We start from the raw sequence: 22,136 nt of genomic DNA on the forward strand, positions 1-22,136 counted from the left end.
GCGGATGACACCCGCCTCGCCGCATTAAGGTCGAGAGCGTGAATGAAGTCCCACGTCAGCGACGGCATTCATGGCCGACGCTGGTCGTGGCATCGGCGCTGACGCTGTTCTGCGCGATCGTGGCCGGGGTGGCGACCAGCGCCGCCGGAGCGGAGCTCACCCGGGGGCCGACCCAGGCGGAGCTCGATCGGGCGGCACTCTACGAGGTGTCCCGGCGCTGGCAGGCCTGGCCCGCCGGACGGGTCTTCCCCAAGACGGTCCGTTACGCCGCGGAACAGGGGGGCGAGGAGAAGGCCCGTAGGGTGGGCATCTCGCCGGAGACCCGCTGTGACGACGCGGTCGACGCCAAGCTGCGCAAGGCGCTCCGGGAGGCCGGCTGCCTGGGCATCCTGCGCGCCACCTACATCGACGCGCTCCAGGGGGTGGTCGTCACCATCGGAGTCGTGGCCTTCACCGACGAGACGGGCGCCGCCAGGGCCAAGGCGGCGCTGCCCAGGAGCGACCGGCCCTCGCCGGGCCTGAGGGCGCTGGCCTTCCCCGGCACCGTCACCGACCGGTTCGTATCCGCGGGACGCCAGGCCGGCCTCGTCCGGCAGGCGGGCCCCTACATGGTGATGGCCACGGTCGGCCAGACCGACGGCCGGCCCGCCAGCGCGGTCGGCGAGCAGCGGCCCACCCTGTTCGCGTTCACCGGCGACATCGCCGACCGGATCCTCGCCGACCTGACCAGGCCCGCACGCCCCGACTGCGCCTCCGCGGAGTGGCGATGCTGACCGTGCCGAGGCGTCTTTCCGCCGCCCGCGGGGCGCTCGCGACGACACTGCTGACACTGACGGTGTCGACGGGGGTGGCGGTGTTGACGGGAGTGGCGGGACCGGCCCCGGCCGTGCGGGCCGACGATGTCAGGGACAGCCAGCGGGAGGTGCTGCGGACCCTCGACCTGCCCGCCGCGTGGCGGGTGTCCGAGGGGGAGGACGTGGTCGTGGCCGTGCTTGACTCGGGGGTGGACAGCGACCACCGCGACCTGGCCGGGTCGGTGATCGAGGGTAAGGACTTCACCTCCGGGGCCAACCCGCCGGGTGTGCGGCCCCTCCGGCTGCACGGCACGTACATGGCGTCGCTGATCGCCGGGCACGGTCACGGGCCGGGCGGGGCGGACGGGGTGATCGGTGTCGCGCCCCGCGCGAAGGTGCTGTCGGTGCGGGTCATCCTGGAGGACGAGGAGCCAGGCTTCCGGGAGTTCAACACCGCCGAGCGTTACGAGAACGTGGTGGCCAGGGGCATCCGGTACGCGGTGGACCACGGCGCCGACGTGATCAACATGTCGATCTCCAAGGAACTGGCGACCAGGGAGGAGCGGGCGGCGATCCGCTACGCGATCTCCAAGGGGGTCGTGCTCGTCGCGGCGGCGGGCAACGACGGTGCCGAGGCGACCGACGCCGGCGGCAACGCCCCGTACTCCTACCCGGCGGCCTTCCCGGGAGTGGTCTCGGTCGCCGCGACGGACCGGGGGCTGCGCCGCGCCTCGTTCTCCAACCGGAACCCCTCGGTCCTGGTGGCCGCGCCGGGGGTGGACATCCTCGGGGCGGGTCCCGGCGACGAGTACTGGGTCGGTCGCGGCACCTCGCAGGCGACCGCCCTGGTATCGGGCGTCGCCGCCCTCATTAAGGCGAAATATCCAGAAATGTCGCCCGTGCTGGTTGTCCAGGCGATCACCGCGGGAGCCACCCGGCGGCCCACCGGCGGCTACGACACCGGCATGGGCTTCGGCGTCGTCAACGCCACCCGGGCACTCGCCGCGGCCGCCAGGATCTCCCGGCACACCCTCACCGCGGAGGGGGCCGGCGGGCACGACCCCGCCCGCCCGCTGGGCCTGGCGGTCGAGCCGGTGCGGGTCGTCCACCGTGACCGGGACAGGATCAACCTGTACGGCGGGGTGGCCGTGGCCGCCGGGCTCGGCGCGATCGCCTGCCTGGTCACGATCGCGGTGTTGGTCGGCCGTGCGCGCTCGTCGACGACCTACCAGGACCCCGGGCCCGACGCGGTCGCCGCGCCCTGGCCGTGAGCATCGGGCCCGGAGCCGGATCGCGGCCGGAGCCGGGCCAAGGTCGCCGCCACGAAAATGCACGCCGCTGATGGGGCGGAGAGGGCAGGCGACGTAGCATCGGAGTATGTCGCAGCCAGGGCGGTCCCAGGAGCCGGAGCGGCGTCTGGGAGCCCCGGCCCCCCGCGCCCGCGGCGGCTGGCCACCGTCCGGCTCCCGGGTGAGCGCCACGGGGGGCGGCCGCACCAGGCGGGCGCCCGCGCAGGGCGCCACGGTCAGGCGGCACCGGGTGCGCTCCTGGCCCGCGGCGGGCCGTGACCGCGCGGCGATCCAGCGTGCCGAGCTGGCGGCCCTGGAGCAGGGCGTCCGGTTCCGTACGATCTTCCTGATCCTGGTGGGCACGATCCTCGCCATCGCCGCCACCAACGTGCTGACCGGCGCGGTCGGGCTGCTGCGCGAGACGAGCTCGCGCCCGCTGACCGCCGCCGAGCAGGCCCGCTACATCTCCGACGACATCGCCAAGCGTTGGTACACCTGGACCGCGGACCTGGTCTTCCCCGTCGAGCTGCAGTACATCGGCCTGGGCAGGGTCCAGCAGTACGCCCGCAGGGTCGGCCTCGCGCCCGAGGTGGCCTGCGCGGCCGGCACCGACGCGCAGGTGGGGTCGGTGCTCACCCGGCACGGCTGCCGCACGCTGCTGCGGGCCACCTACGTCGACCAGACGTCCACGTTCGTCTTCACCGTGGGCATCGCCGTGCTCGCCGACGAGGAGCGGCGGCTCGCCGCCTCCGCGCAGCTGGTCGTGGACGACAGGGTGGGGGTGCGGCCGGTGGCCTTCCCCGGCACGGCGACCGAGCTGTTCGGGGCGGCCCAGCGCCAGCACAATGCCTGGGTCGGCGTCGGCCCCTACATCGTCTTCTCCACCGCCGGTTACACCGACGGCCGCACCCGCCAGGCGATCGCCCCCGAGGAGATCCTGCACAGCGAGCTGTGGCCCGCGGCCCAGGCGGTCGCGGGGCGCATCGCCAGGGCACTCGGCGACGAGCCGAGCGCCGTGCCCCAGTGCACCCAGGGGAACGTGTGCTGAGGCGGCGGCTGTGGGCGACGGGAGTGCTGGTCGCGATCTCGGTGACGGTCCCGGCGGTGCCGGCCTTCGCGACCCTGCCCGCCGAGACGCCCGCCGAGACGCCCGCCGAGACGCCCGCCGGGTTGCTCGCCGGGATGCCCGCCGCCCCGGTGCCGGCCGCGCCGCCGGAGGGCGCCGACGTGCGCGAGGACCAGCGCTGGGTGCTGGAGATGCTGCGAGCGCAGGAGGCGTGGAAGGTCACCAGGGGCGCGGGCGTCACCGTGGCCCTGGTCGACAGCGGGGTGGACGACCAGGTGGCCGAGCTGCGCGGGCGGGTGATCTCCGGGCCCGACATGGGATCTGTCAAGTTCGACAGGAACTCCCCGGACGCCGGACGGCACGGCACCGCCATGGCCTCGCTCATCGCCGGGGCGGGCAACGGCGAGGGAGGTCTTCTCGGGATCGCCCCCGAGGCCAGGATCCTCTCGCTGCCGCTGATCGTCGAGGAGCGGCCCGAGGACGGTTCCGTGCTGCCGGAGGAGGATCTGCGCTCGCGCAGCGACAGCCCGCTGGCCCGGGCGATCCGTTACGCCGCGGACAACGGGGCCCAGGTCATCAGCATGTCGCTGGGCGCCTACGGACCGCACCGGAGCGAGCGGGAGGCGGTCTCCTACGCGCTGTCCAGGGGCGTGGTGCTCGTCGCCGCGGTGGGCAACGACGGGGACTCCCAGTACGCCAAGGACAACTCCACCTCCTTCTGGAACTTCCCCGCCGGATATTCCGGGGTCATCGGTGTGGGCGCGGTGGACAGGCTGGGCAAGCCGGCGAGGTTCAGCAGCGACAATCTGTCGGTCCTGGTTTCGGCGCCCGGTGCCGGGGTGCCGGTGGTCGTCCCCGGCGGAAACTACGGATCCTCTGAGGGGACCAGTTCGGCGACCGCGCTGGTGGCAGGGGTCGCCGCACTAATAAAAGCGAAATACCCGAATATCGCGCCGCAGATGGTGGCGCAGGCCCTGGTCTCCACGGCTTCGGCGAGTCCCGCCGCCGGTTACGACGACCACATCGGGTTCGGCGTCGTCGACGCCGCCGCGGCGCTCGACAGGGCGGATCGGCTCGTGGCGGGTGCGACGGAGATATCGGTCCCGGATGACAAGCACTTCGGCGCGGGCGTCCCGCACGAGGAGTACAGCAGGCCGGGCCCCGATCCGCTGAGGCTCTGGCTTTACGGAACGAGCCTTGTCGGCGGCCTGGTGGCGTTCGCGGCGGCCGTGGTGATGCTCGGCCGGCACTCGGACAGGAATGGACCGGTAGTGGTCGACACCAAAACGGCCAAGCGCGGGAGATCGCGGAGATAAGCGCAGTTTGAAGTCAATTAGAACGCGTTTGGGACACTGTTCGGATGCGATAGCCCGAATGTCGGGATTTGCACTCCGGGAAACCCGGAAGGTTCGCTATTCTCCCGCGTTATGGGGTACGAGTTGCGCGTGGAGCGCCCTGCGCCTCTCGCCTTCGCGGAACTCGCGACTGTGCTGGGGCAGGCGGGGTTCGAGTTCAGAGGGTCGCAGGAGTCGGGGGAGGTCCTGGCCCGCCACAACGGCGCGGTTCATGCCATAGCGATATGGAACGGCCGCCTGTCCGGCGCCCCCGGATCGGACTGGCAGGTGGCCCAGCTGGCACGCGTGTCCGCTCTGCTGGGAGCACGGCTGGTCGGCGAGGACGGCGAGTCCTACGCGATCCGTGGCGGTCTGGTCGAGCAGTTGAACGGCTCGGTGGCCTACGAGTTCGGCAAGCTCGACGAAATCCTCTCGGCCGGACCGACGGTATGGAGCCAGTAGGCCATCCCACCCCGTACGCCGAGCGGGTGCTGGATCTGGTCGAGCGCATTCCGGCCGGCATGGTGATGTCCTACGGCGACATCGCCGAGTATCTCGGCGAGGGCGGCCCGCGCCAGGTCGGCAGGGTGATGTCCACCTGGGGTGGGGGCGTGCCCTGGTGGCGCGTCGTGCACGCCGACGGCACCCCGCCACCCGGCCACGAGCAGCGATGCCTGGTGAACTGGCGCGAGGAGCGGACCCCGCTGAGGGGCGCCCGGGCCGATATGCGGGAGGCCAGATGGGATGGAAAGCCTTAGATCACAAAAGCCTGTAAATCCCGGGAACCCTTAATTCACCGCGTAACCGGCCCTGCCGCGGCGCACTAACATGGCCTAGGACAGCGCTCTGTCCGAAAGGCGGTGCTTCCCCCATGGCCATCGGTGCCACCCCCGCACGAGCCGGCGGCGACCCCGTCGTCGACCGTCTTCGGGTTGTCCAGGATCTCTGCGACCGGGGAGAACCACTCGACTCGATCATGGCCGCGGTGCTGGCCGACGGGCTGAAACCGCATGAGCGCCGTCGTTTCGACGCCGACGCGCTGGCCGGGCCGCTGGGCTCCAGGCTGGACATCGCCGCCAAGCGCGGCGCCGCGCGGCGCCGCGAGTTCGTCACGGTCCTGAAGCCGTACGTGACCGGTGTGGACGCGAGGGTCAAGCGGGACCTGCCGGTCGCCCGCAGGATCGCCTTTCACCTGATCGAGCACCGCGAGATCGACGACCTCGCGGACGGCGACGCGCTGCAGAAGCTCGTGGCCGCCGCCGCGGAGCCGTCCAGGCGCGTCCGCAAGAAACTCCGCTGGTACGCGGACCTGCCGCTCCAGGACGAGCTGCCCGAGGCCCTGTTCCGGCTGCGGGCCGCGGATCTCATCCCGATGACCCAGATCGAGGACGTCTCCTGGTCCGGCGGGCGGCTGCACGTCAGCGGCCATGCCTATCTGGCCGGGCTGTCGGTGCGCAGCCGCCGCTTCAACAGGGCCACGGTGGTGCTGCGCGGCCCGCGCTGGCTGCCGCCGGTGCGGCTGCGCACCCGGAGGGTCTTCCATCCCGAGGCGACCTACGGCGCGGAAGAGGCCGGCTGCAACTACGACTGGTCCGGGTTCACCGCCGAGCTGAGCCCGTGGCCGCTGCGCTGGCGTTCCGCGGTGCGGGCCGTCGTGCGCGGCGGCAAGCGTCTGCTGCGCCGCCGCGCCACCGTGCAGGACACCACCACCTGGCGCGCCGAGATCGTGATCTGGAGCCGGGGTGCCCGCGCCGTCGGCCTGCTGCGCGGCCCCTCCACCGGCCGTACCGAGCGTCCCTCGGGGCTTGACCTCGGCGGGGGTTGGTGGATCCGCCCCGTCTGGACCTCCGACCGGGCACTCCAGGTGGTGCTACAGCCCACCAGGGCCGAGCTGACCGGCGTGAAGCTGGACGGCGAACGGCTGGAGGTCCAGGTCTTCCTGCCGGGCAAGGAGGCGAGCAGGGGGCACGCCAGGCTGGACGGCCACCGGATCGCCGCGGACTTCACCCCCGTCGACGGCGGCACCGCGGTGGTCGTACCGCTCGCCGTGGCGTCCCTGCTGCAGGAACGCGACGGCGGCCGTCTCTGGATCGAGCCAAAGGGCGATCCCGCGGCCTCCGTCATGATCGGCAAGGCGGAGGAGAGCCGTACGGTCGTCGGGGATCGTGAGATCACCGTGCTGCGTGACCGGCGTGACCGGGTGAGCGTCTCCGCGCACCGGATCCGCCCGGTCATCACCGCCGCGACCTGGGACGAGCAGGGCGTGCTCGTCCTGGAGGGTTCCTACCCGGGCTCCGGCACGGCCGAGCTGACCCTCAAGCACCGCAGCGGACTGATCCACGCCATCCCCCTGGAGCGGGAGGGCTCCCGTTTCACGGTGCGGGTCGCGGCCGCCGCGATGCCCCGTTTCGGGGACACGGTCCCGCTGGGCAGCGGCACCTGGAGCATGGCGGTCCGCGACCCGGCCGGCCAGATCGTCCCGTTCCGCGTCGACCACGCCATCCTCGACGGTCTGGACGAGGACACGAAGATCCGTGACGGCCGTGAGTACCGCCTGATCTCCACCCGCTTCGACATCCCGGTGCTCTCCGTCGCCGAGCACCGTCCCGACGACGAGAAGGGCGCCGGTGGCCTGTACGCGCTGCGCCGCGGTTTCTACCCCGCGGAGCGGACCCGCGAGCTGAACGACGCGATCGTCTACGTCGCCTACGACGGACGGCAGTACGAGGGCAACGTCCGCGCGATCTACGAGGAGCACGTGCGGCGCGGCGACGCCGGAGAGCACATCTGGGTGGTCAAGGACGGCGCGTTCACCCCTCCGGGCCCCGCCGAGCTCGGTTTCGGCGAGGGCGAGGGGCCGACCGTGGTGCGCGCGGGCAGCCGTGAGCACTACGCGGTGCTGGCCCGCTCGCGGTACGTGGTGACCAACGGCTTCCTGCCGCCCTGGTTCCGGGCGCGAGAGGACCAGACGGTCGTGCAGACCTGGCACGGCACCCCGGTCAAGCGCCTGGGCAACGACCTGCCGCACATGTCCCGTGACCCCAGGCCGCCGGCCTGGCACCGGCAGGCGGTCGAGGTGCGCGGCTGGGACCTGCTGGTCTCCCAGAGCCCCTGGGCGACCCGGGTGCTGCGCAAGGCTTTCGGCTACCAGGGCGAGGTCCTGGAGAGTGGCTACCCGCGCAACGACGTGCTGGTGGCCCCCGACCGCGACGAGATGGCGGCGCGGATGCGCGCCAGGCTCGGCATCGCCGAGGGGGCGAGGGTGGTGCTCTACGCGCCGACCTACCGCGACTACGACCGCAAGAACGCCTCGATCCGCCTGGACCTGGCCGAGGCGCACCGGGTGCTCGGCCCCGGCCACGAGTTCCTGATCAGGGCGCACTCGATGCAGGCGGCGCCCAACGTGCCCGCCGGCCTCGGACGCGATGTCACGACATATCCCGATATTACGGATCTGCTGCTGATCGCCGATGTGCTGATCACGGACTACTCGTCGGTCATGTTCGACTTCGCGGCGACCGGCAGGCCGATGCTCTTCTTCACGCACGACCTGCAGCGCTACTCGTCCAAGCGGGGCATGTACCTCGACCTGGCCGCGGAGGCGCCCGGCCCACTGCTCTCCACCGGGGCCGAGGTCATCAAGGCACTGCGGTCGATCGACGAGGTGACCGCCGCCCACGCCGAGCGGTACGACCTCTTCCAGCGCACCTACGCGCCCCGCGACGACGGCAAGGCGACGGCCAGGCTCGTCGACCACGTCTTCTTCTCCTGAGCGGTTCCCGGGGGCGGCTTGCGGGCGGCCCCTGAACCCGCCCCGGGACTGCTCCGGCGCAGGTCAGCGCCTCACTCTGGTCATCGGCCGCCCCTGGCCCCGCCCGTGGCCCGCCCGGCGGGGCCGACAATCCGCCATGCCGTACCCGCCGACTCGGCACGATCATCGTCCGGGATCTGGTGGAATGGCGAGTTGTGAGTGGTCAGGACTGGCGGCTGGTACGTCGTGAGGGTGCGGGGAGAGCTGTTGCCCCTGTGCTGGACGAGCACCAGCGGGCGGTGGTGGCCCACCAGAGCGGCCCGCTGCTCGTGCTCGCCGGGCCGGGCACCGGCAAGACCACCACGATCGTGGAGACCGTCGTGGACCGGATCGAGCGCCGGGGCGTCGACCCCGAGCGGGTGCTCGTCCTCACCTTCAGCCGCAAGGCGGCCGAGGAGTTGCGCGAGCGCATCACGGCCCGGATGCGCCGTACCACCCGCACTCCGCTCTCCCTCACCTTCCACAGCTACGCCTACGCGCTGCTCCGTCGCGAGGCGGTGATCGCCGGAGGGGTGCCGCCGCGCCTGCTGACCGGCCCCGAGCAGCTCCTGGAGATCCGCCGCCTGCTCCACGGCGAGCTGGAGGACGGTGCCGTGCACTGGCCGCAGGACATGCACGAGGCGCTCAAGACGCGCGGCTTCGCCTCCGAGCTCCGCGACTTCCTGGCCCGCGCCGCCGAACGCGGCCTCGACGGGCCGGAGCTGGTCGAGCTGGGCCGCCGCCACGGCCGCCCCGACTGGGTGGCCGCCGGCAGGTTCGCGGACCGCTACCAGGCCAGGTTCGACCTCGATCTCGAACCGGTGCTCGACTACGCGGAGCTGATCCGGGCGGCGGGGGCGCTGCTCTCCGACCCCGAGGTGCGCGACCGCGAGCGATCGGCGTACGACGCCGTCTTCGTCGACGAGTACCAGGACACCGACCCCGCCCAGGAGTTCCTGCTCCAGCAGCTGGCGGGGGAGGGACGCGACCTGGTCGCGGTCGGCGACCCCGACCAGTCGATCTACGGTTTCCGCGGCGCCGACGTCCGAGGGATCATGAATTTCACCGACCGGTTCCGCGACGCCGGCGGCGCGAAGGCTCCCGTCGTCGCGCTGCGCGTCTGCCGTCGCAGCGGCCGGAACCTGCTGCGGGCCACCCGCCGCGTCACCACCCGGCTGCCCGCCACCCCAGGCGGGGCCGCCCACCGCGACCTGCGCGCCCTGCCGGACGCCGACCCCGGTGACGTACGGGTGCTGGTGGCCGACGGGGCACCTCAGGAGGCGGCGATCGTGGCCGACACGCTCCGCAGGGCGCACCTGCTCGACGGGGTCCCCTGGTCGCGGATGGCGGTGCTGGTCCGCTCCGCGACCCGTCAGGTGCCGCTGCTGCGCCGCGCCCTGGTCACCGCCGGGGTGCCGGTCGTGGTCGGCGGCGGCGAGGTGCCGCTCTTCCAGGAGCCGGGCGTGCGGCCGCTGATCAGGCTCATCCAGGTGGCGCTGCACCCGGAGACCCTCGATGAGGGGGTGGCGGAGGAACTGCTGACCGGCGCGCTCGGCGGCACCGACATGATCGGTGTACGCCGCCTCCGCCGCGCCCTGCGGATCGCCGAGCACGAGGCGCTGGCCCACCCCGCCGAACAGGAGGAGGCCGAGCAGGCGGATCGCGGCGCGGCTCTCGATGTGGATCTCGATGTGGATCTCGGCCTGGAGCGCGAGGCCCCCGGCCCCCGTTCCTCGGGAGAGCTGCTGGTCGCCGCGTTGAAGGACGCGCGGGAACTGGTGCGGGTGGAGCCGCACGTGGCGCTGCCCGCCGAGCGGGTCGCCGGCCTCATCTCCGCCGCCACCGAGGCCGTACGGCAGGGCGGTACCGCGGAGGACGTGCTGTGGACCGTCTGGCAGGCCACCGGGCTGGCCGGGAAATGGACGGACGTCAGCCTCAGGGGCGGGGTCAGGGGCACCATGGCCGACCGCGACCTCGACGCCGTCGTGGCGCTCTTCGACCACACGGCCAGGTTCGTCGACCGGCTCCCGCACGCCGGGGTGGACGTGTTCGTCGAGGACCTGGTCGCCCAGGAGATTCCCGGCGACTCCCTGGCCGCTCGGGCTCCCGACGGAGACAAGGTCCGCATCCTCACCGCGCACCGCTCCAAGGGCCTGGAGTGGGACGTGGTGGTCGTCGCCGGGGTCCAGGAGGGTGCCTGGCCGGATCTGCGGCTGCGCGGGTCCATCCTGAGCACCGACGACATGGTCGCCAGGGCCGAGGGTTCCGAGCACGAGAACCCGGCGGCCGTCTCCGCCGCGCTCGCCTCCCAGCTGCTGGCCGAGGAACGTCGCCTGTTCTACGTGGCGGCCACCAGGGCCAGAAGCAGGCTCATCGTCACCGCCGTGGGCGGCGACGACACCGAGGAGCGGCCTTCCCGCTTCCTCACCGAGCTGGTGCCCGGCTCGACCGAGGAGGCGGGCGTCGACGAGCGGTCCCGCTGGCTGAGCATGTCCGCACTGGTGGCCGACCTGCGGTCGGCGGTCACCGACTCCACCAGACCGGAACCGCTGCGCAGGGCGGCGGCCGAGCACCTGGCCAGGCTCGCCGCCGCGGGAGTGCCCGGCGCCCACCCCAACGACTGGTACGCCCTCACCCCCATCTCCGACGATCGCCCGCTGAGCTGGCCCGACGACGTCGTGCGCGTCTCGCCCTCGGCGGTGGAGAGCTTCAGCAAGTGCGGCCTGCGCTGGCTGCTGGAGACCTCGGTGGGCGCGGGCGGCACCGACGCGGCCCGAGGTCTGGGCACCGTCGTGCACGCGCTGGCGGTCCTCGCCGCGACCGGCATGCCCACCGAGGAGACCCTCGGCAAGCGCCTGGACGAGGTCTGGAACGAGCTCGACTTCGGCGGTGTCTGGTACAACCGCAAGCAGCGCGCGGTCGCCGAGGAGATGATCTCCAAATTCGTCGCCTGGCACGAGAACAACCCCCGGACGCTGGTCGGCCTGGAGGAGGCGTTCACGGCCATGGTCTCCGAGGGGGTGCAGATCAAGGGCCGGGTCGACCGGGTCGAGCGCGACGGTGAGGGCCGAGCCGTGATCATCGACATCAAGACCGGCAAGACCGGCGCCAAGGACACCGAGCTCGAACGCCACCCCCAGCTGGGCGTCTACCAGCTCGCCGCGCTGCTGGGCGCCTTCCAGCGGCACGGCCTGACCGAGCCGGGCGGCGCGGCCCTGGTCCAGGTGGGCGACGCGGCGGGTAAGAAGAAGGCCAAGGAGCAGACGCAGCCTCCCCTGTCCGACGACCCCGAGCCCGGCTGGGCCCGGGACATGGTCGACACCGTCGCCGTCGGCATGTCGGGGCCGTTCTTCCAGGCCAAGGTCAACGACGGCTGCCGCACCTGCGCCGTACGGTCGAGCTGCCCGGTCAGCAAGAACGGAGACCAGGTGTGCTGAACCGCCTGGGCGCAGGGCGCCTTGGGGGCGTCCGTGCCGCTCCCCGGCGCCGGGGCCGTGCCACCTCCACCGGGGCCGCCGCGTGCTGAGCCCGGTTCAGCTTGCCGCCAAGCTGGGCATCCTGCCGCCGACCCCGGAGCAGGCGGCCGTGATCGAGGCCGGGCTCGAACCGATGGTCGTGATGGCCGGGGCCGGGTCGGGCAAGAGCGAGACCATGGCCGGGCGCGTCGTCTGGCTGGTCGCCAACGGGCTGCTCCGCCCCGAACAGGTGCTCGGCCTGACCTTCACCAGGAAGGCCGCCGCGGAGCTGGCCGCGCGGGTGCGCGAGAGGCTCAACGGGCTCGTCGAGGTCGGGCAGGTGCCGGCGGAGCTGATGGAGGGCGAGCCGACCATCTCGACGTACCACGCCTACGCGGCCCGCCTGGTCACCGAGCACGCCCTGCGCGAGGCGCTGGAGCCGACCATGCGCCTGATCTCCCCGGCCGTCTCCTGGCAACTCGCCAGCCGGGTGGTCAGCGCCTACGACGGGCCGATGGAGCAGGTCGAGTGGAGCCCGGCGACCGTCACCCGGGCGGTGCTCGAACTGGCCGGTGAGCTGGCCGAGCACCTGCGCACCCCGCAGGACGTGCGCGACGTCGGCACCAGACTCGCCCAGCGGTTCGCCGAGCTGCCCGGCACCCCGACCAAGGACCAGCGCAGACCGCTGGTCACCCAGCGGGCCAGGGAGCAGCTGCTGCCGCTGGTCGAGGCGTACGACCGCCTCAAGCGCGGGCGGGAGGTGGTCGACCACGGTGACCAGATGGCGCTGGCCGCCCGGATCGCCGACCGGCACGCCGACGTCGGCGAGATCGAGCGCGGGCGGTTCGCCGTGGTCCTGCTGGACGAGTACCAGGACACCAGCCACGCCCAGCTCGTCCTGCTCCGCGCCCTGTTCGGCGGCGGCCACCCGGTGACGGCGGTGGGCGACCCCTGCCAGTCCATCTACGGCTGGCGGGGCGCCTCGGCGGGCAACCTCACCCGATTCCCCCGTGACTTCAGGACCGCCTCGGGGGAGCCCGCGCCCGTCAACCGCCTGTCGGTCAGCTTCCGCAACGGCGACGCCGTGCTGGACGTCGCCGCCCGGCTCCAGCTGCCGCTCCGGATGGAGGCCAGGGAGGTACCGGTCCTGGTGCCCGGTAAGAACCGGGTCGAGCGTGGCCGGGTGATGTGCGCCTTCCACGAGACCGCGGACGACGAGGCACGCTGGGCCGCCCTGGAGATCGCCAGGGTGCTGGGCGTCGAGAGCGCGCCCGACGGCATGCCGTGGGGCGACGGCGAGCGTAAGAAGGCCAAGCAGAGCATGTGGGGCGGGCCGCAGTCGCTCCAGCCGCACGACGTGGCGATCCTGGCACGGAAGCGCTCGCAATTTCCCGCGCTCCGCAAGGCCCTGGAGGAGCGCGGCATCCCGGTCGAGGTCGTCGGCCTGGGCGGCCTGCTCCTCGTACCCGAGATCGCCGACATCGTCTCCACCCTGCGCGTGATCTACGACCCGAGCGCGGGGGACGCCCTGGTGCGACTGCTCTCCGGTCCCCGCTGGCGGATCGGCCCCGCCGACCTCAAGGAACTGGGCGAGCGGGCCCGTGAGCTGAACCGGGAGACCCGCGAGGGCGCGTCGCCGGTGGCCGACCCGCTGGACCAGGTCGTGGCCGACATGGCAGAGGAGCGCGGCAGCCTGGTCGACGCGCTCGACGAGCTGCCCGACCGTCCCGCCTGGCAGGATCTGTTCTCCCCGCTGGCGAGGGTGCGGCTGGTCGCCATGGCCCAGGAGTTGCGCCTGCTGCGCGCCCACACCGGCCAGCCGCTGCCCGACCTGATCCTGGAGATCGAGCGCAGGCTCGGCCTGGACATCGAGGTGGCGGCCAGGGGGACGGCCGTCGGCCCGTTCGCCGCCCGCGCCGACCTCGACGCCTTCCTGGACGCCGCCGCCCGGTTCGCCGGAGACTCCGAGGATCCCACGCTGGGCGCGTTCCTGGCGTTCCTGAAGGCGGCGGACGAGGAGGAGAACGGCCTGGACGCCGGGCGAGTGGGCGAGAGCAACAGCGTGAAGCTGATGACGGTCCATGCCTCCAAGGGGCTGGAATGGCCGGTCGTAGTGGTGCCCGGCCTCTCCCAGGCGCTGTCGAAGGCCGGGACGCTCACCGTCGGCACCGTGTTCCCGGCCCGTTCCACGACCAGCCCGAGGTGGACGGAGAACCCTCGCAAGCTGCCCTATCAGCTCCGCGGGGACGCCTCCGACCTGCCTGGGCTGGCCGGGCTGGCCAAGGAGGAGCTGGCCGACTTCGACGAGCGCTGCCGCGACCGCGACCTGCTTGAGGAGCGCCGCCTGGCGTACGTCGCCGTCACCCGTGCCCACTACCTGCTGATCGCCTCCGGCTACCGCTGGGGCACCGCCTCCAAGCCGCTGGAGCCGTCGGACTTCCTGCTGGAGATCCGTGAGACCTGCGGCAGGGTGGCCTTCTGGGCCCCGGAGATGGAGGAGGGCGCCACCAACCCGCTCCTCGCCGAGCCGGCCGAGGCCCGGTGGCCGATCGAGCCGGACGATGCCCGCTACGCCGCCGTTCTCGACGGCGCCACCATGGTGGAGGCCGCCCTCGCGGCCCTCGCCGAGGGGCCCGCTCCCGGTCCTTCCGGGGATGTCCCCCTCCCTGACGCTTCCGAGGATGTCCCCTTTCCAGAAGCCCCTCAGGACGAGGAGGTGCCCTTCCCCGAAGATCCGTGGGACGAGGACGCGTTCTTCCCCGAAGACCTGCCGGATGAGGAGGTTCCCGGTCCGGACGACCGCGGGCCCGTTCCCGAGGGGGCGGAGAACGGCGATGTGCCCTTCCCCGGCGATCCGCAGGAGTTTCCCGGGGGGTTTCCCGGAGCGGACATCCGGCGGAGCGACCGGGCCGATTCCGGTGCCGAGACAGCCGAGACTGCCGAGACTGCCGAGCCAGGGGAGCGGCGGCCGGTGCCGGCGGCCGAGCTGCGGGGGTGGGACAGGGAGCGGGCGAAGGCCTGGGAGCGTGACATCGAGCTCCTGCTCAGGGAGCGGGAGACGAACCGGCGGCGCGGTGGCGGCAGGGTGGAGCTGCCCACCCACCTGACCGTCTCCTCCCTCGTCACGCTGGCCTCCGACCCCAAGGCGCTGGCCAGGCAGATCCGCCGCCCGGTGCCCAAGAAGCCCGCGCCGCTGGCCCGCCGGGGCACCTCCTTCCACCGCTGGCTGGAGGGGCGCTGGGGCCAGCAGCGGCTGATGGACGAGTTCGAGCTGCCCGGCGCGTCCGACGACTTCGAGGAGACCGACGCCCATCTCGACGAGCTGCGCGACCGCTTCGAGGAGAGCGAGTGGGCGGACAGGGAACCGCTCGACGTCGAGGTCCCCTTCGAAACGGTGATCGCCGACCGGGTGGTCCGCGGCCGGATGGACGCCGTCTTCCAGATCTCCGAAGGGCGCTACGAGGTCGTCGACTGGAAGACCGGCCGGCGCCCCAGGGGCAGGAAGGCCGAGGCCGCCGCCTCCGTCCAGCTCGCCGCCTACCGGCTGGCCTGGTCCCACCTGGCCGCCGTCCCCCTGGAGGAGGTGGGCGCGGCCTTCCACTACGTCCTGCGGGGCGAGACGGTCCGTCCGGTCGACCTCCTCGACGAGCGGGGCCTGGTCACCCTCGTCGAGTCGGTGCCCGAACTCCGCTGAGACCCGCGTACCGGGCGTGATCCCTCCCTGAGCGGCGGACGGGTGCGGTGGCGTTCGCGGCCCTGGCCCAGGGGATCACGCGGGGTGTGCGGGCCGGGCGGAGTTCCCATCCGGAAGGGTGGTGACCGGCCGGAGTCGTCCTGGCCTTCGGCGCAGGCCGTGGACCCGTGGTCTGTTGCTCATCAGGGCTCGGTGACACGTTCGCCGACGGCACCCCAATGCGGTTCCCCGGCCGGAGCCACGAGGTGGTAGATCTCCCCGGCCGCCAATTGATACATGACTCCCAACGGTAATGGTCGAAGTTAAGCCGTTATTTTAGCCGGGCTAGAATTGGGCCCGAATGCCGCCCGGCAGCGGCGGAAAAATTTGGGAGCAAACATGACTGGCCGTTTTTCCTCCAAGGTGATTATCGTCACCGGTGGTACCGCTGGAATGGGTCGTGCGGCGGCCGAACGGATCGCCTCGGAAGGCGGCACGGTCGTCCTGGCCGCCCGCGACAAGGCGCGGGGCGAAGAGGTGGCCGCCGGCATCGTCGCGGATGGCGGCACGGCGCTGTTCGTGCCGACGGACATGACCGTCGAGGAGGAGGTGGCCGCCCTCGTCGCCACGGCTGTGGACACGTTCGGGAGGTTGGACGGTGCGTTCAACAATGCCGGGGGTGGCGACACCATCTCATCGGTCCACACGATGGAGACGGAGTTCTGGAAGGCGACGATCGACCTGAACCTGACGAGCCTTTATTACAGCCTGAGGTACGAGGTTCCGGCGATTCTCGCCTCAGGTGGTGGTTCCATCGTCAACAACGCCTCGGCCGGCGGCGTGGTCGGCAATCCGCTCATGCACGCGTATGTCGCCGCGAAGCACGGTGTCATCGGGCTCACGAAGTCGGTCGCGCTCGAAATGGCCAAAGAGGGCATCCGGGTGAACGCGTTGGTGACCGGCCTCATCGACACGCCGCTGTATCGGGACGCCGTCGCCGCCGAACCCTCGTTCGAGGTCTACCTCAAGAGCCTGATCCCGACGGGGCAGGTCGGCGCGGCCCAGGACGTCGCCGCGTTCGCCGCGTTCCTGCTCAGCGACGAGGCGCCGTTCATCACCGGCGCGGCGCTGGCCATCGACGGCGGCATGACCGCCCAGTGACACGGGCTGTGTGGCCGCCCCATGACCCGGGGCATCGTGACGACGACCGCCGGGTTCGTCGGGAGCGATGACGCCGGGCAGGCCACGCGGCCAGGGTCACGTGTCGATGCCGTTCGCGGACGTCGCCACGCCGACCCGGGATTGTCCTCGCCCCGACGGAGGTTTACTCTCCGGCTTGTTGACCAGATCTCATAATCGGTCATGAAGTCAGAGTGAGAGTTCCAAGGATGACGGAACGACCAGGGCAGGCCGCCGGTCGCGTCGACCGGATCCTCGACGCCGCGGGCGAACCGCTCGTGCGCCTCGGCTACCGCAAGGTGACGATCGAGGACATCGCCCGGCTCGCCGGCATCGGCGAGGGCACGGTCCACCCGCACCGGCGCACGAAGCGGCAGCTGTCCGAGGCCGTGCCGCCGCGTGAGGCCATCTCCTACGTCGAGGAGCTTCTCGACCGAGAGCTCGGATCCGCCGGCCGTCCGACCGGACGTGCGCGCCAGGGCCGAGTCGCCCGTGTGCGCCGTCCGGAACGCCTTCGAACCGCCCGAGCCGCGCGGCGGTCGTCGCCGTCTTCGAGGACCTGGTCCCGCCCTACCGCACCTGGATCTACGCGTACGAGAAAACGCGCGAGCCCGGCTGATGCCGGACCCGTCCCGACCAGAAAGGCACGCCATGACCACCATCGCCGACACATGGGGCCTGCACGAGGGGCACTTCTGGCTACGCGGAAGGCGGCCGGACCAGCCGGTGAGCTTCGACGCCGGCACCGGGATGTGGAACGTCTACGGCTACCCCGAGGCACTGCGGATTCTCGGCGATCCGAAGACGTTCTCCTCCGATACCAGCCGTATGGTGCCCGAGATCGCCAGGCCGGCCGAGCGCAGCCTGACGCAGTTGGATCCGCCCATGCACAGCAAGCTTCGCAAGCTCGTCAGCCACGCCTTCACCCCGAAGGTCGTCGCCGACCTCGAACCGCGCATCGCCGCGCTGACCAACGAACTGCTCGACACGGCGGCGGACACGGGCCGGCTGGAGCTGGTGGCCGACCTCGCCTACCCGCTGCCGGTCATCGTCATCGCGGAACTGCTCGGGGTGCCCGGCTCCGACCGCTACCTGTTCAAGCAGTGGGTGGACAAAATGTTCGAGGGGTCCCAGCGGTTCTCGCTGGTCAACCGGAGCGAGGAGCAGGAGCGCAACCTGGAGTTCGTCATGGAGCAGGCCAAGCACCTGAGCGACTACCTCGGCGAGCACGCCGCGGAGCGTCGGCTTCGGCCGCGCGCCGACCTGCTCACCCAGCTCGTCGAGGCGGAGGTGGACGGTGAGCGGCTCAGCCAGGCCGAGGTGGTGAACTTCGCCAACATCCTGCTGATAGCCGGGCACATCACCACCACCATGCTGCTCGGCAACACCGTGCTCTGCCTGGACGCCCAGCCCGAGCAACTGGCCCGTGCCCGCGCGGACCGATCGACGCTACCCGCCGTGATCGAGGAGTCCCTGCGCTTCTTCAGCCCGTTCGCGGCCCTGAGCAGGGTCACCAACGTCGACGTCGAGTTCGGCGGGCAGCAGGTGCCCGCCGACCAGTTGCTCATGGTGTGGATCGCGGCGGCCAACCGCGACCCCCGGCAGTTCGCCGACCCCGACGTCTTCGACCCGAGCCGTGACCCCAACCCCCATCTCGGCCTCGGCCGGGGAATCCACTTCTGCCTCGGCGCGCCGCTGGCCCGCCTGGAGGGCAAGGTCGCGCTCGACATCCTGCTCGACCGCTTCCCCCACCTGCGCACCGACCCGGACGAGCCACCGCTCTTCCTGCCGAGCCCCAACATGACCGGCGTACGGAAGCTGCCGCTGCTCACCTCCGCCGGTTGAGCGGGCTGTTCCGCCAGGAGAAAAGGGCATGGAGGCTTTTAGGCTCCATGCCCTTTTCCTTGGTGCTCGCCGTCCCTAGCAGTACCGGGCGCGGGCGTGGTCGTATCCCAGATCGAATCCGCGCTCATACTCCCCGAAACCGCCAGAGCCTTGACCGCCGCTTCTGCCCTGGGCCTCGCCGCTCTTGCAGGAGCTCTTGCCGGCCTTGTACCCGTCCTTGTAACCCTTCTTGCAGTCCTTGTCTTTCTGGCATGGCTTGTTCGGGGATGGGGTCGCGGTGTACGAGGGGCTGGCCGCCGCCGCCTCCGGGTCGGTCGGGGTCGCACCCGCCATGCCCGCCACACCGCCGATCAGCGCGACACTCGTCGCACCGATCGCGATCGCCTGAAGGATTCGGTTGGACATGGTGCTCATCTCCTTTGCCGATCAAGCGGTGCCGTCGTGCCGACCGAGGCCGGCACGGGACCGCGACATTCTCAGCGGGAGAGTGATACCCGACATTCACTGACAAAAGCACACAAAACGGACTCTTTATTTCAAACCCGCGATTACGGTAAAAGAATTATTCGGCAGAGATCTGGGATTCATTGTTGAACGGATGAACTCCCGGGGGCGCAGGCCTTTCAGGCCCCACGCGGCGAGCGGCAGGCACGGTTCGAGAGGGAGCGGCGGGGCGACCCGCCACTCCCTCTCGGCCCGATGGTGCTCCGGCGGCCGAGGACATCGCCGCGCTCGCCACCTCTCCCGAGGACGCCGAGACGTACAGGCGAATCCGCGACCATGCCGTCCGAACACAGGAATGATCTTTCGTGGCCGACGAGGTATCCGGGCGGGAGGCTCATGCTCTCGCCCGGCGCATCGCGAGGGTCAGGAGGGCTTGCGGCCCACTCCGACGTAGCCGATCGAGGTGTTCCGCGCGTTGAACAGGGGCGGATCGACAGGGCGCCAGTCCTTGGGGAACACCAAGCCGGGTTCGAGCAACTCGTAGCCGTCAAAGAAGCGGGCGATCTCCGCGTGCGTACGCAGGCTCAGCGCCTCGGTGGACCGGTTGTAGATCTCCAGAGCCTCCGGCGTGGTGTCGGGCTTGGCGTCGATCGCGTGGCTGAGAACGAGGTGGCTGCCCGGCGCGCTCGCCTCGTACAGCCGCTGGATGATCTGGTAGGCGCCCGCGCCGTCGGGGTTCTCGTCCGGGATGAAGTGCAGGATGGCCAGCAGCAGGAACGCCACGGGCCGGTCGAAGTCGACGTGCTCGCGCAGTTCGGTCAGCAGCGTCTCCGGGGCACGCGCGTCGGCCTGCACGATGGTGACGTTGTCGCCTTTCGCCAGGAGCGCCCGGCTGTGCACGCACACGACGGGGTCGTAGTCCACGTAGACCACGCGGGTGTCGGGCGCGACCGCGTGCGCGATCTCGTGCGTGTTGCCCCGGGTGGGCAGCCCGGAGCCCAGGTCCACGATCTGCCGGATGCCCGACTCGACCAGATGGCGTACGGCACGTGAGAGGAACGCCCGGTTCTCCTTCGCGGAGTCGCGGGTCTCGGGGAAGAGCTTCAGAATCTGCTCGGCTGCGGCCCGGTCGGCGGCGTAGTTGTCCTTGCCGTCCAGGTAGTAGTCGTACATCCGGGCGACGTTGGGCACGTTCGGGTCAACCCCGACCGGCGTAGCCTGATCTTCCACACTTTCTCCCGACTTTTCGTTATTCGTCTGGAATTGATCTTAGGGAGTCTGCCGCACCTTAGCAGCAGGATGAGGTCATCGATGTGGGGCCGGTGGCGGACGCCGCCGGCCCGGAAGCTGATGGAGGCATCTCATGACCGTCGACTCCGAGAACAAGCAGAACAAGCCCTCCCGCAAGGGGGGCGCGCGAGAGAGCCTGTTCCTGCTGGTCTGCGGCGTCGTGGTGGCGGTGCTGCTGCAGGTCTTCGTCTTCCGGCTGTTCTGGATCCCGTCGGAGTCCATGGAGAACACCCTGCGCGAGGGCGACGGCGTGGTCGTCAACAAGTTGCACGGTGCGACCGAGCGCGGCGACCTGGTGGTCTTCAAGGGCTGGAACGGCGAGGACACCATCAAGCGGGTCATCGCGATCGGCGGCGACACCGTCAAGTGCTGCGACGCCAAGAAGAGGATCACCGTGAACGGGGTCCCGCTCGACGAGAAGGACTACCTCCACCCCGACGACTTCCCCTCGGGTGAGGAGTTCGAGAAGGTCGTTCCCGAGGGCCGCCTGTGGGTCATGGGCGACCACCGCTCGGCCTCCCAGGACTCCCGCAGCCACGAGGAGCAGGAAGGCGAGGGAACGATCGCGGAGGCCGACGTGATCGGCCGCGCCATAGCGATCTTCTGGCCCCTCTCCCGGGCGACCTTCTTCTCGACGCCGGACACGTTCACCGAAGACAGATGACCGGGTCTTTTCCGCGGGGGGCTTTTGGCGGCGGCCGTCGCGGGGCCGGTGAGCAGCCCAAACGGCCGACCGGTCAAGCAGAGCGGCCCCGCCCCATCGGGGGCGGGGCCGCTTCGGGTCAGCAGCTCAGCAGGATATCCACCCGTTGTAGCGCGGGGCCGGGCCGACGCCCGAAATGTAGCGGTATCTCGAGACAGTGCTGGAGCCGGTGCTCCCGTACGGGATGGTGATGCACGGGCCGTCATCCGCGTTTGCGATGTTGAGCTTTTTCCTGTCGGCGCCCGTTCCGCCGCCACAGTTGTACCAGGTGCCGTAGACGGTGACGGGGTCTATCGTGCCGAGACTCCCACCGCTGCCGCTGTCGCTGCTACGACCGGCACAGGGGTTCGGCTCGGCGTTCGCGGTGGTGGCGCTCAGACCGAGCGACAACACGGCACCCGCGCCGGCGACTGCGATGGTACGAGTGATCCTGATCGTTGCACGCAAGAATTTCTCCCCGTTCTTTGGTCCGACTTTTTCCGGCCACCGGATTCGACAATGGCCGGTGAGATGTCTCCGAACCTTGACCGGGCTTTTCCGGGCTCGGAACACCTGCTTCCCGTCGCAGGCTTCCCGGTCAACGTTCGGTGAGGGGCCACCGGTCGCACAGCCCGACATCGCTCATTCAAGGTTGGAGGTTGAGACCTTGGCTACCTATAAGGTTTCAGGGTCCCTGGATTCCAGGCCGAAAACCCAACAGATATAGGTATGACCTGCGGTTATTTGGGTTCTTGGGGCGGGGGCGAATTCTTGCCGCTCCGGTTCGTGCCGGCGCCGGCTCCACCACTCACCGCCGGGGATGCGCCTGAAAGCCCCGCTGCCAGACAGGCTTGCCGACGATGTGCACGATGATGCCCGGCACCTGCCGCGCCCAGGCCACCAGCCCCGGCAAAGCCCTGACCGGCGAACACCACCCGGCAGCCGCCGCTCAGACACAGCCCCTCAGTGCTCTTGCGCCACTTCAGGTTGAGGTCGGGGTTTCCATCGGGTGGTTCCCTGCCGGGGTGTTCGGGCTAGCCGAGTTCGTTGTTCTTGATGCTGGTGATGAAGGTTCTCCAAGCATGGGGGGTGAAGCTGAGCGTGGGGCCGTTGGGATTTTTGCTGTCTCGTACGGCGCGGCCGCCGCTGGGCAGGTTGGCTACCTCGACGCAGTCATCGTTGTTGGTTCCGCTGAGGGTGCTCTTGCGCCAGGTGAGATTCGGACGGCTCTGGTCCACTGTTTCACCTATCCCTTGGGTTACTCCATGAGCTTCGCTGCTTGCTGAATCGGCCCA

At 70.9% G+C, this 22,136-nt stretch carries 16 protein-coding genes and 1 pseudogene; 13 read left to right on the plus strand and 4 right to left on the minus strand.

Features of this window, described 5'->3' with window-relative positions:
• Nucleotides 1–38: 38 nt before the first annotated feature.
• From ACFQVD_RS38665 to ACFQVD_RS38720, 12 genes and pseudogenes are all read left to right on the plus strand, one after another.
• Nucleotides 39–773, plus strand: coding sequence for a hypothetical protein (locus tag ACFQVD_RS38665; protein ID WP_343977421.1), 735 nt, complete (start codon nt 39–41; stop codon nt 771–773).
• On the plus strand, nt 767–2,065 hold the full coding sequence (locus ACFQVD_RS38670) for a S8 family serine peptidase (RefSeq protein ID WP_343977418.1): 1,299 nt from the start codon (nt 767–769) through the stop codon (nt 2,063–2,065). The genes ACFQVD_RS38665 and ACFQVD_RS38670 overlap by 7 nt, the downstream gene beginning before the upstream one ends.
• Before the next feature lie 106 nt (nt 2,066–2,171).
• Nucleotides 2,172–3,131, plus strand: coding sequence for a hypothetical protein (locus tag ACFQVD_RS38675; protein ID WP_343977415.1), 960 nt, complete (start codon nt 2,172–2,174; stop codon nt 3,129–3,131).
• Nucleotides 3,125–4,465 carry a S8 family peptidase gene (locus ACFQVD_RS38680; RefSeq protein WP_343977412.1) on the plus strand — a complete coding sequence of 447 codons (1,341 nt, stop codon included), beginning with the start codon at nt 3,125–3,127 and terminating at the stop codon, nt 4,463–4,465. Before ACFQVD_RS38675 ends, ACFQVD_RS38680 begins: the two co-directional genes overlap by 7 nt.
• A gap of 129 nt (nt 4,466–4,594) precedes the next feature.
• The gene (locus tag ACFQVD_RS38685) at nt 4,595–4,945 is read left to right on the plus strand and encodes a hypothetical protein (RefSeq protein ID WP_343977409.1); all 351 of its coding nucleotides are present in this window, start codon (nt 4,595–4,597) and stop codon (nt 4,943–4,945) included.
• On the plus strand, nt 4,933–5,241 hold the full coding sequence (locus ACFQVD_RS38690; RefSeq protein WP_343977407.1) for an MGMT family protein: 309 nt from the start codon (nt 4,933–4,935) through the stop codon (nt 5,239–5,241). Before ACFQVD_RS38685 ends, ACFQVD_RS38690 begins: the two co-directional genes overlap by 13 nt.
• 113 nt (nt 5,242–5,354) lie before the next feature.
• Entirely contained in the window at nt 5,355–8,255 is a 2,901-nt protein-coding gene (locus tag ACFQVD_RS38695; protein WP_343977405.1) for a CDP-glycerol glycerophosphotransferase family protein, read from the plus strand.
• A gap of 254 nt (nt 8,256–8,509) precedes the next feature.
• On the plus strand, nt 8,510–11,710 hold the full coding sequence (locus ACFQVD_RS38700) for an ATP-dependent helicase (RefSeq protein WP_343977402.1): 3,201 nt from the start codon (nt 8,510–8,512) through the stop codon (nt 11,708–11,710).
• An 82-nt stretch (nt 11,711–11,792) separates the two neighbouring features.
• Nucleotides 11,793–15,422, plus strand: coding sequence for an ATP-dependent helicase (locus ACFQVD_RS38705; protein ID WP_343977399.1), 3,630 nt, complete (start codon nt 11,793–11,795; stop codon nt 15,420–15,422).
• Nucleotides 15,423–15,788: 366 nt separating this feature from the next.
• Nucleotides 15,789–16,562, plus strand: coding sequence for an SDR family NAD(P)-dependent oxidoreductase (locus ACFQVD_RS38710; RefSeq protein ID WP_343977395.1), 774 nt, complete (start codon nt 15,789–15,791; stop codon nt 16,560–16,562).
• A gap of 227 nt (nt 16,563–16,789) precedes the next feature.
• Nucleotides 16,790–16,960 (plus strand): annotated as a pseudogene (locus tag ACFQVD_RS38715) (helix-turn-helix domain-containing protein); the annotation flags it as partial.
• 271 nt (nt 16,961–17,231) lie between these two features.
• Complete coding sequence (locus tag ACFQVD_RS38720) at nt 17,232–18,425, plus strand: cytochrome P450 (RefSeq protein WP_343977391.1); 1,194 nt, start codon at nt 17,232–17,234, stop codon at nt 18,423–18,425.
• A gap of 75 nt (nt 18,426–18,500) precedes the next feature.
• On the opposite strand, the gene ACFQVD_RS38725 is transcribed toward ACFQVD_RS38720, so the two are convergent.
• Nucleotides 18,501–18,830, minus strand: a complete 330-nt coding sequence (locus ACFQVD_RS38725; RefSeq protein ID WP_343977388.1) for a hypothetical protein — start codon at nt 18,828–18,830, stop codon at nt 18,501–18,503.
• Between the two features lie 462 nt (nt 18,831–19,292).
• A complete protein-coding gene (locus ACFQVD_RS38730; protein WP_343977385.1) occupies nt 19,293–20,099 on the minus strand; it encodes an SAM-dependent methyltransferase in 807 nt (268 codons plus the stop codon).
• 133 nt (nt 20,100–20,232) lie between these two features.
• On the opposite strand from ACFQVD_RS38730, the gene lepB reads away from it, so the two are divergent.
• A complete protein-coding gene (lepB, locus tag ACFQVD_RS38735) occupies nt 20,233–20,823 on the plus strand; it encodes a signal peptidase I (protein ID WP_343977382.1) in 591 nt (196 codons plus the stop codon).
• A gap of 126 nt (nt 20,824–20,949) precedes the next feature.
• Here the strand turns inward: lepB and ACFQVD_RS38740 are convergent, their stop codons facing one another.
• Both ACFQVD_RS38740 and ACFQVD_RS38745 read right to left on the minus strand, forming a co-directional pair.
• The gene (locus ACFQVD_RS38740) at nt 20,950–21,309 is read right to left on the minus strand and encodes a hypothetical protein (RefSeq protein ID WP_343977380.1); all 360 of its coding nucleotides are present in this window, start codon (nt 21,307–21,309) and stop codon (nt 20,950–20,952) included.
• Between the two features lie 566 nt (nt 21,310–21,875).
• Nucleotides 21,876–22,079 carry a DUF397 domain-containing protein gene (locus ACFQVD_RS38745; RefSeq protein ID WP_343977377.1) on the minus strand — a complete coding sequence of 68 codons (204 nt, stop codon included), beginning with the start codon at nt 22,077–22,079 and terminating at the stop codon, nt 21,876–21,878.
• Nucleotides 22,080–22,136: the final 57 nt, after the last annotated feature.

The sequence above is a fragment of the Streptosporangium amethystogenes subsp. fukuiense genome (assembly GCF_042665875.1).
GTDB classification, from domain to species: Bacteria; Actinomycetota; Actinomycetes; order Streptosporangiales; family Streptosporangiaceae; genus Streptosporangium; species Streptosporangium fukuiense.

Bases quoted from the DNA above. Each gene is read 5' to 3' on its own strand.
- ACFQVD_RS38720 (WP_343977391.1), top strand. From the start codon at position 17,232: ATGACCACCATCGCCGACACATGGGGCCTGCACGAGGGGCACTTCTGG.
- ACFQVD_RS38695 (WP_343977405.1), top strand. From the start codon at position 5,355: ATGGCCATCGGTGCCACCCCCGCACGAGCCGGCGGCGACCCCGTCGTC.
- ACFQVD_RS38725 (WP_343977388.1), bottom strand. From the start codon at position 18,830: ATGTCCAACCGAATCCTTCAGGCGATCGCGATCGGTGCGACGAGTGTC.
- ACFQVD_RS38675 (WP_343977415.1), top strand. From the start codon at position 2,172: ATGTCGCAGCCAGGGCGGTCCCAGGAGCCGGAGCGGCGTCTGGGAGCC.
- ACFQVD_RS38670 (WP_343977418.1), top strand. From the start codon at position 767: ATGCTGACCGTGCCGAGGCGTCTTTCCGCCGCCCGCGGGGCGCTCGCG.
- lepB (WP_343977382.1), top strand. From the start codon at position 20,233: ATGACCGTCGACTCCGAGAACAAGCAGAACAAGCCCTCCCGCAAGGGG.
- ACFQVD_RS38690 (WP_343977407.1), top strand. From the start codon at position 4,933: ATGGAGCCAGTAGGCCATCCCACCCCGTACGCCGAGCGGGTGCTGGAT.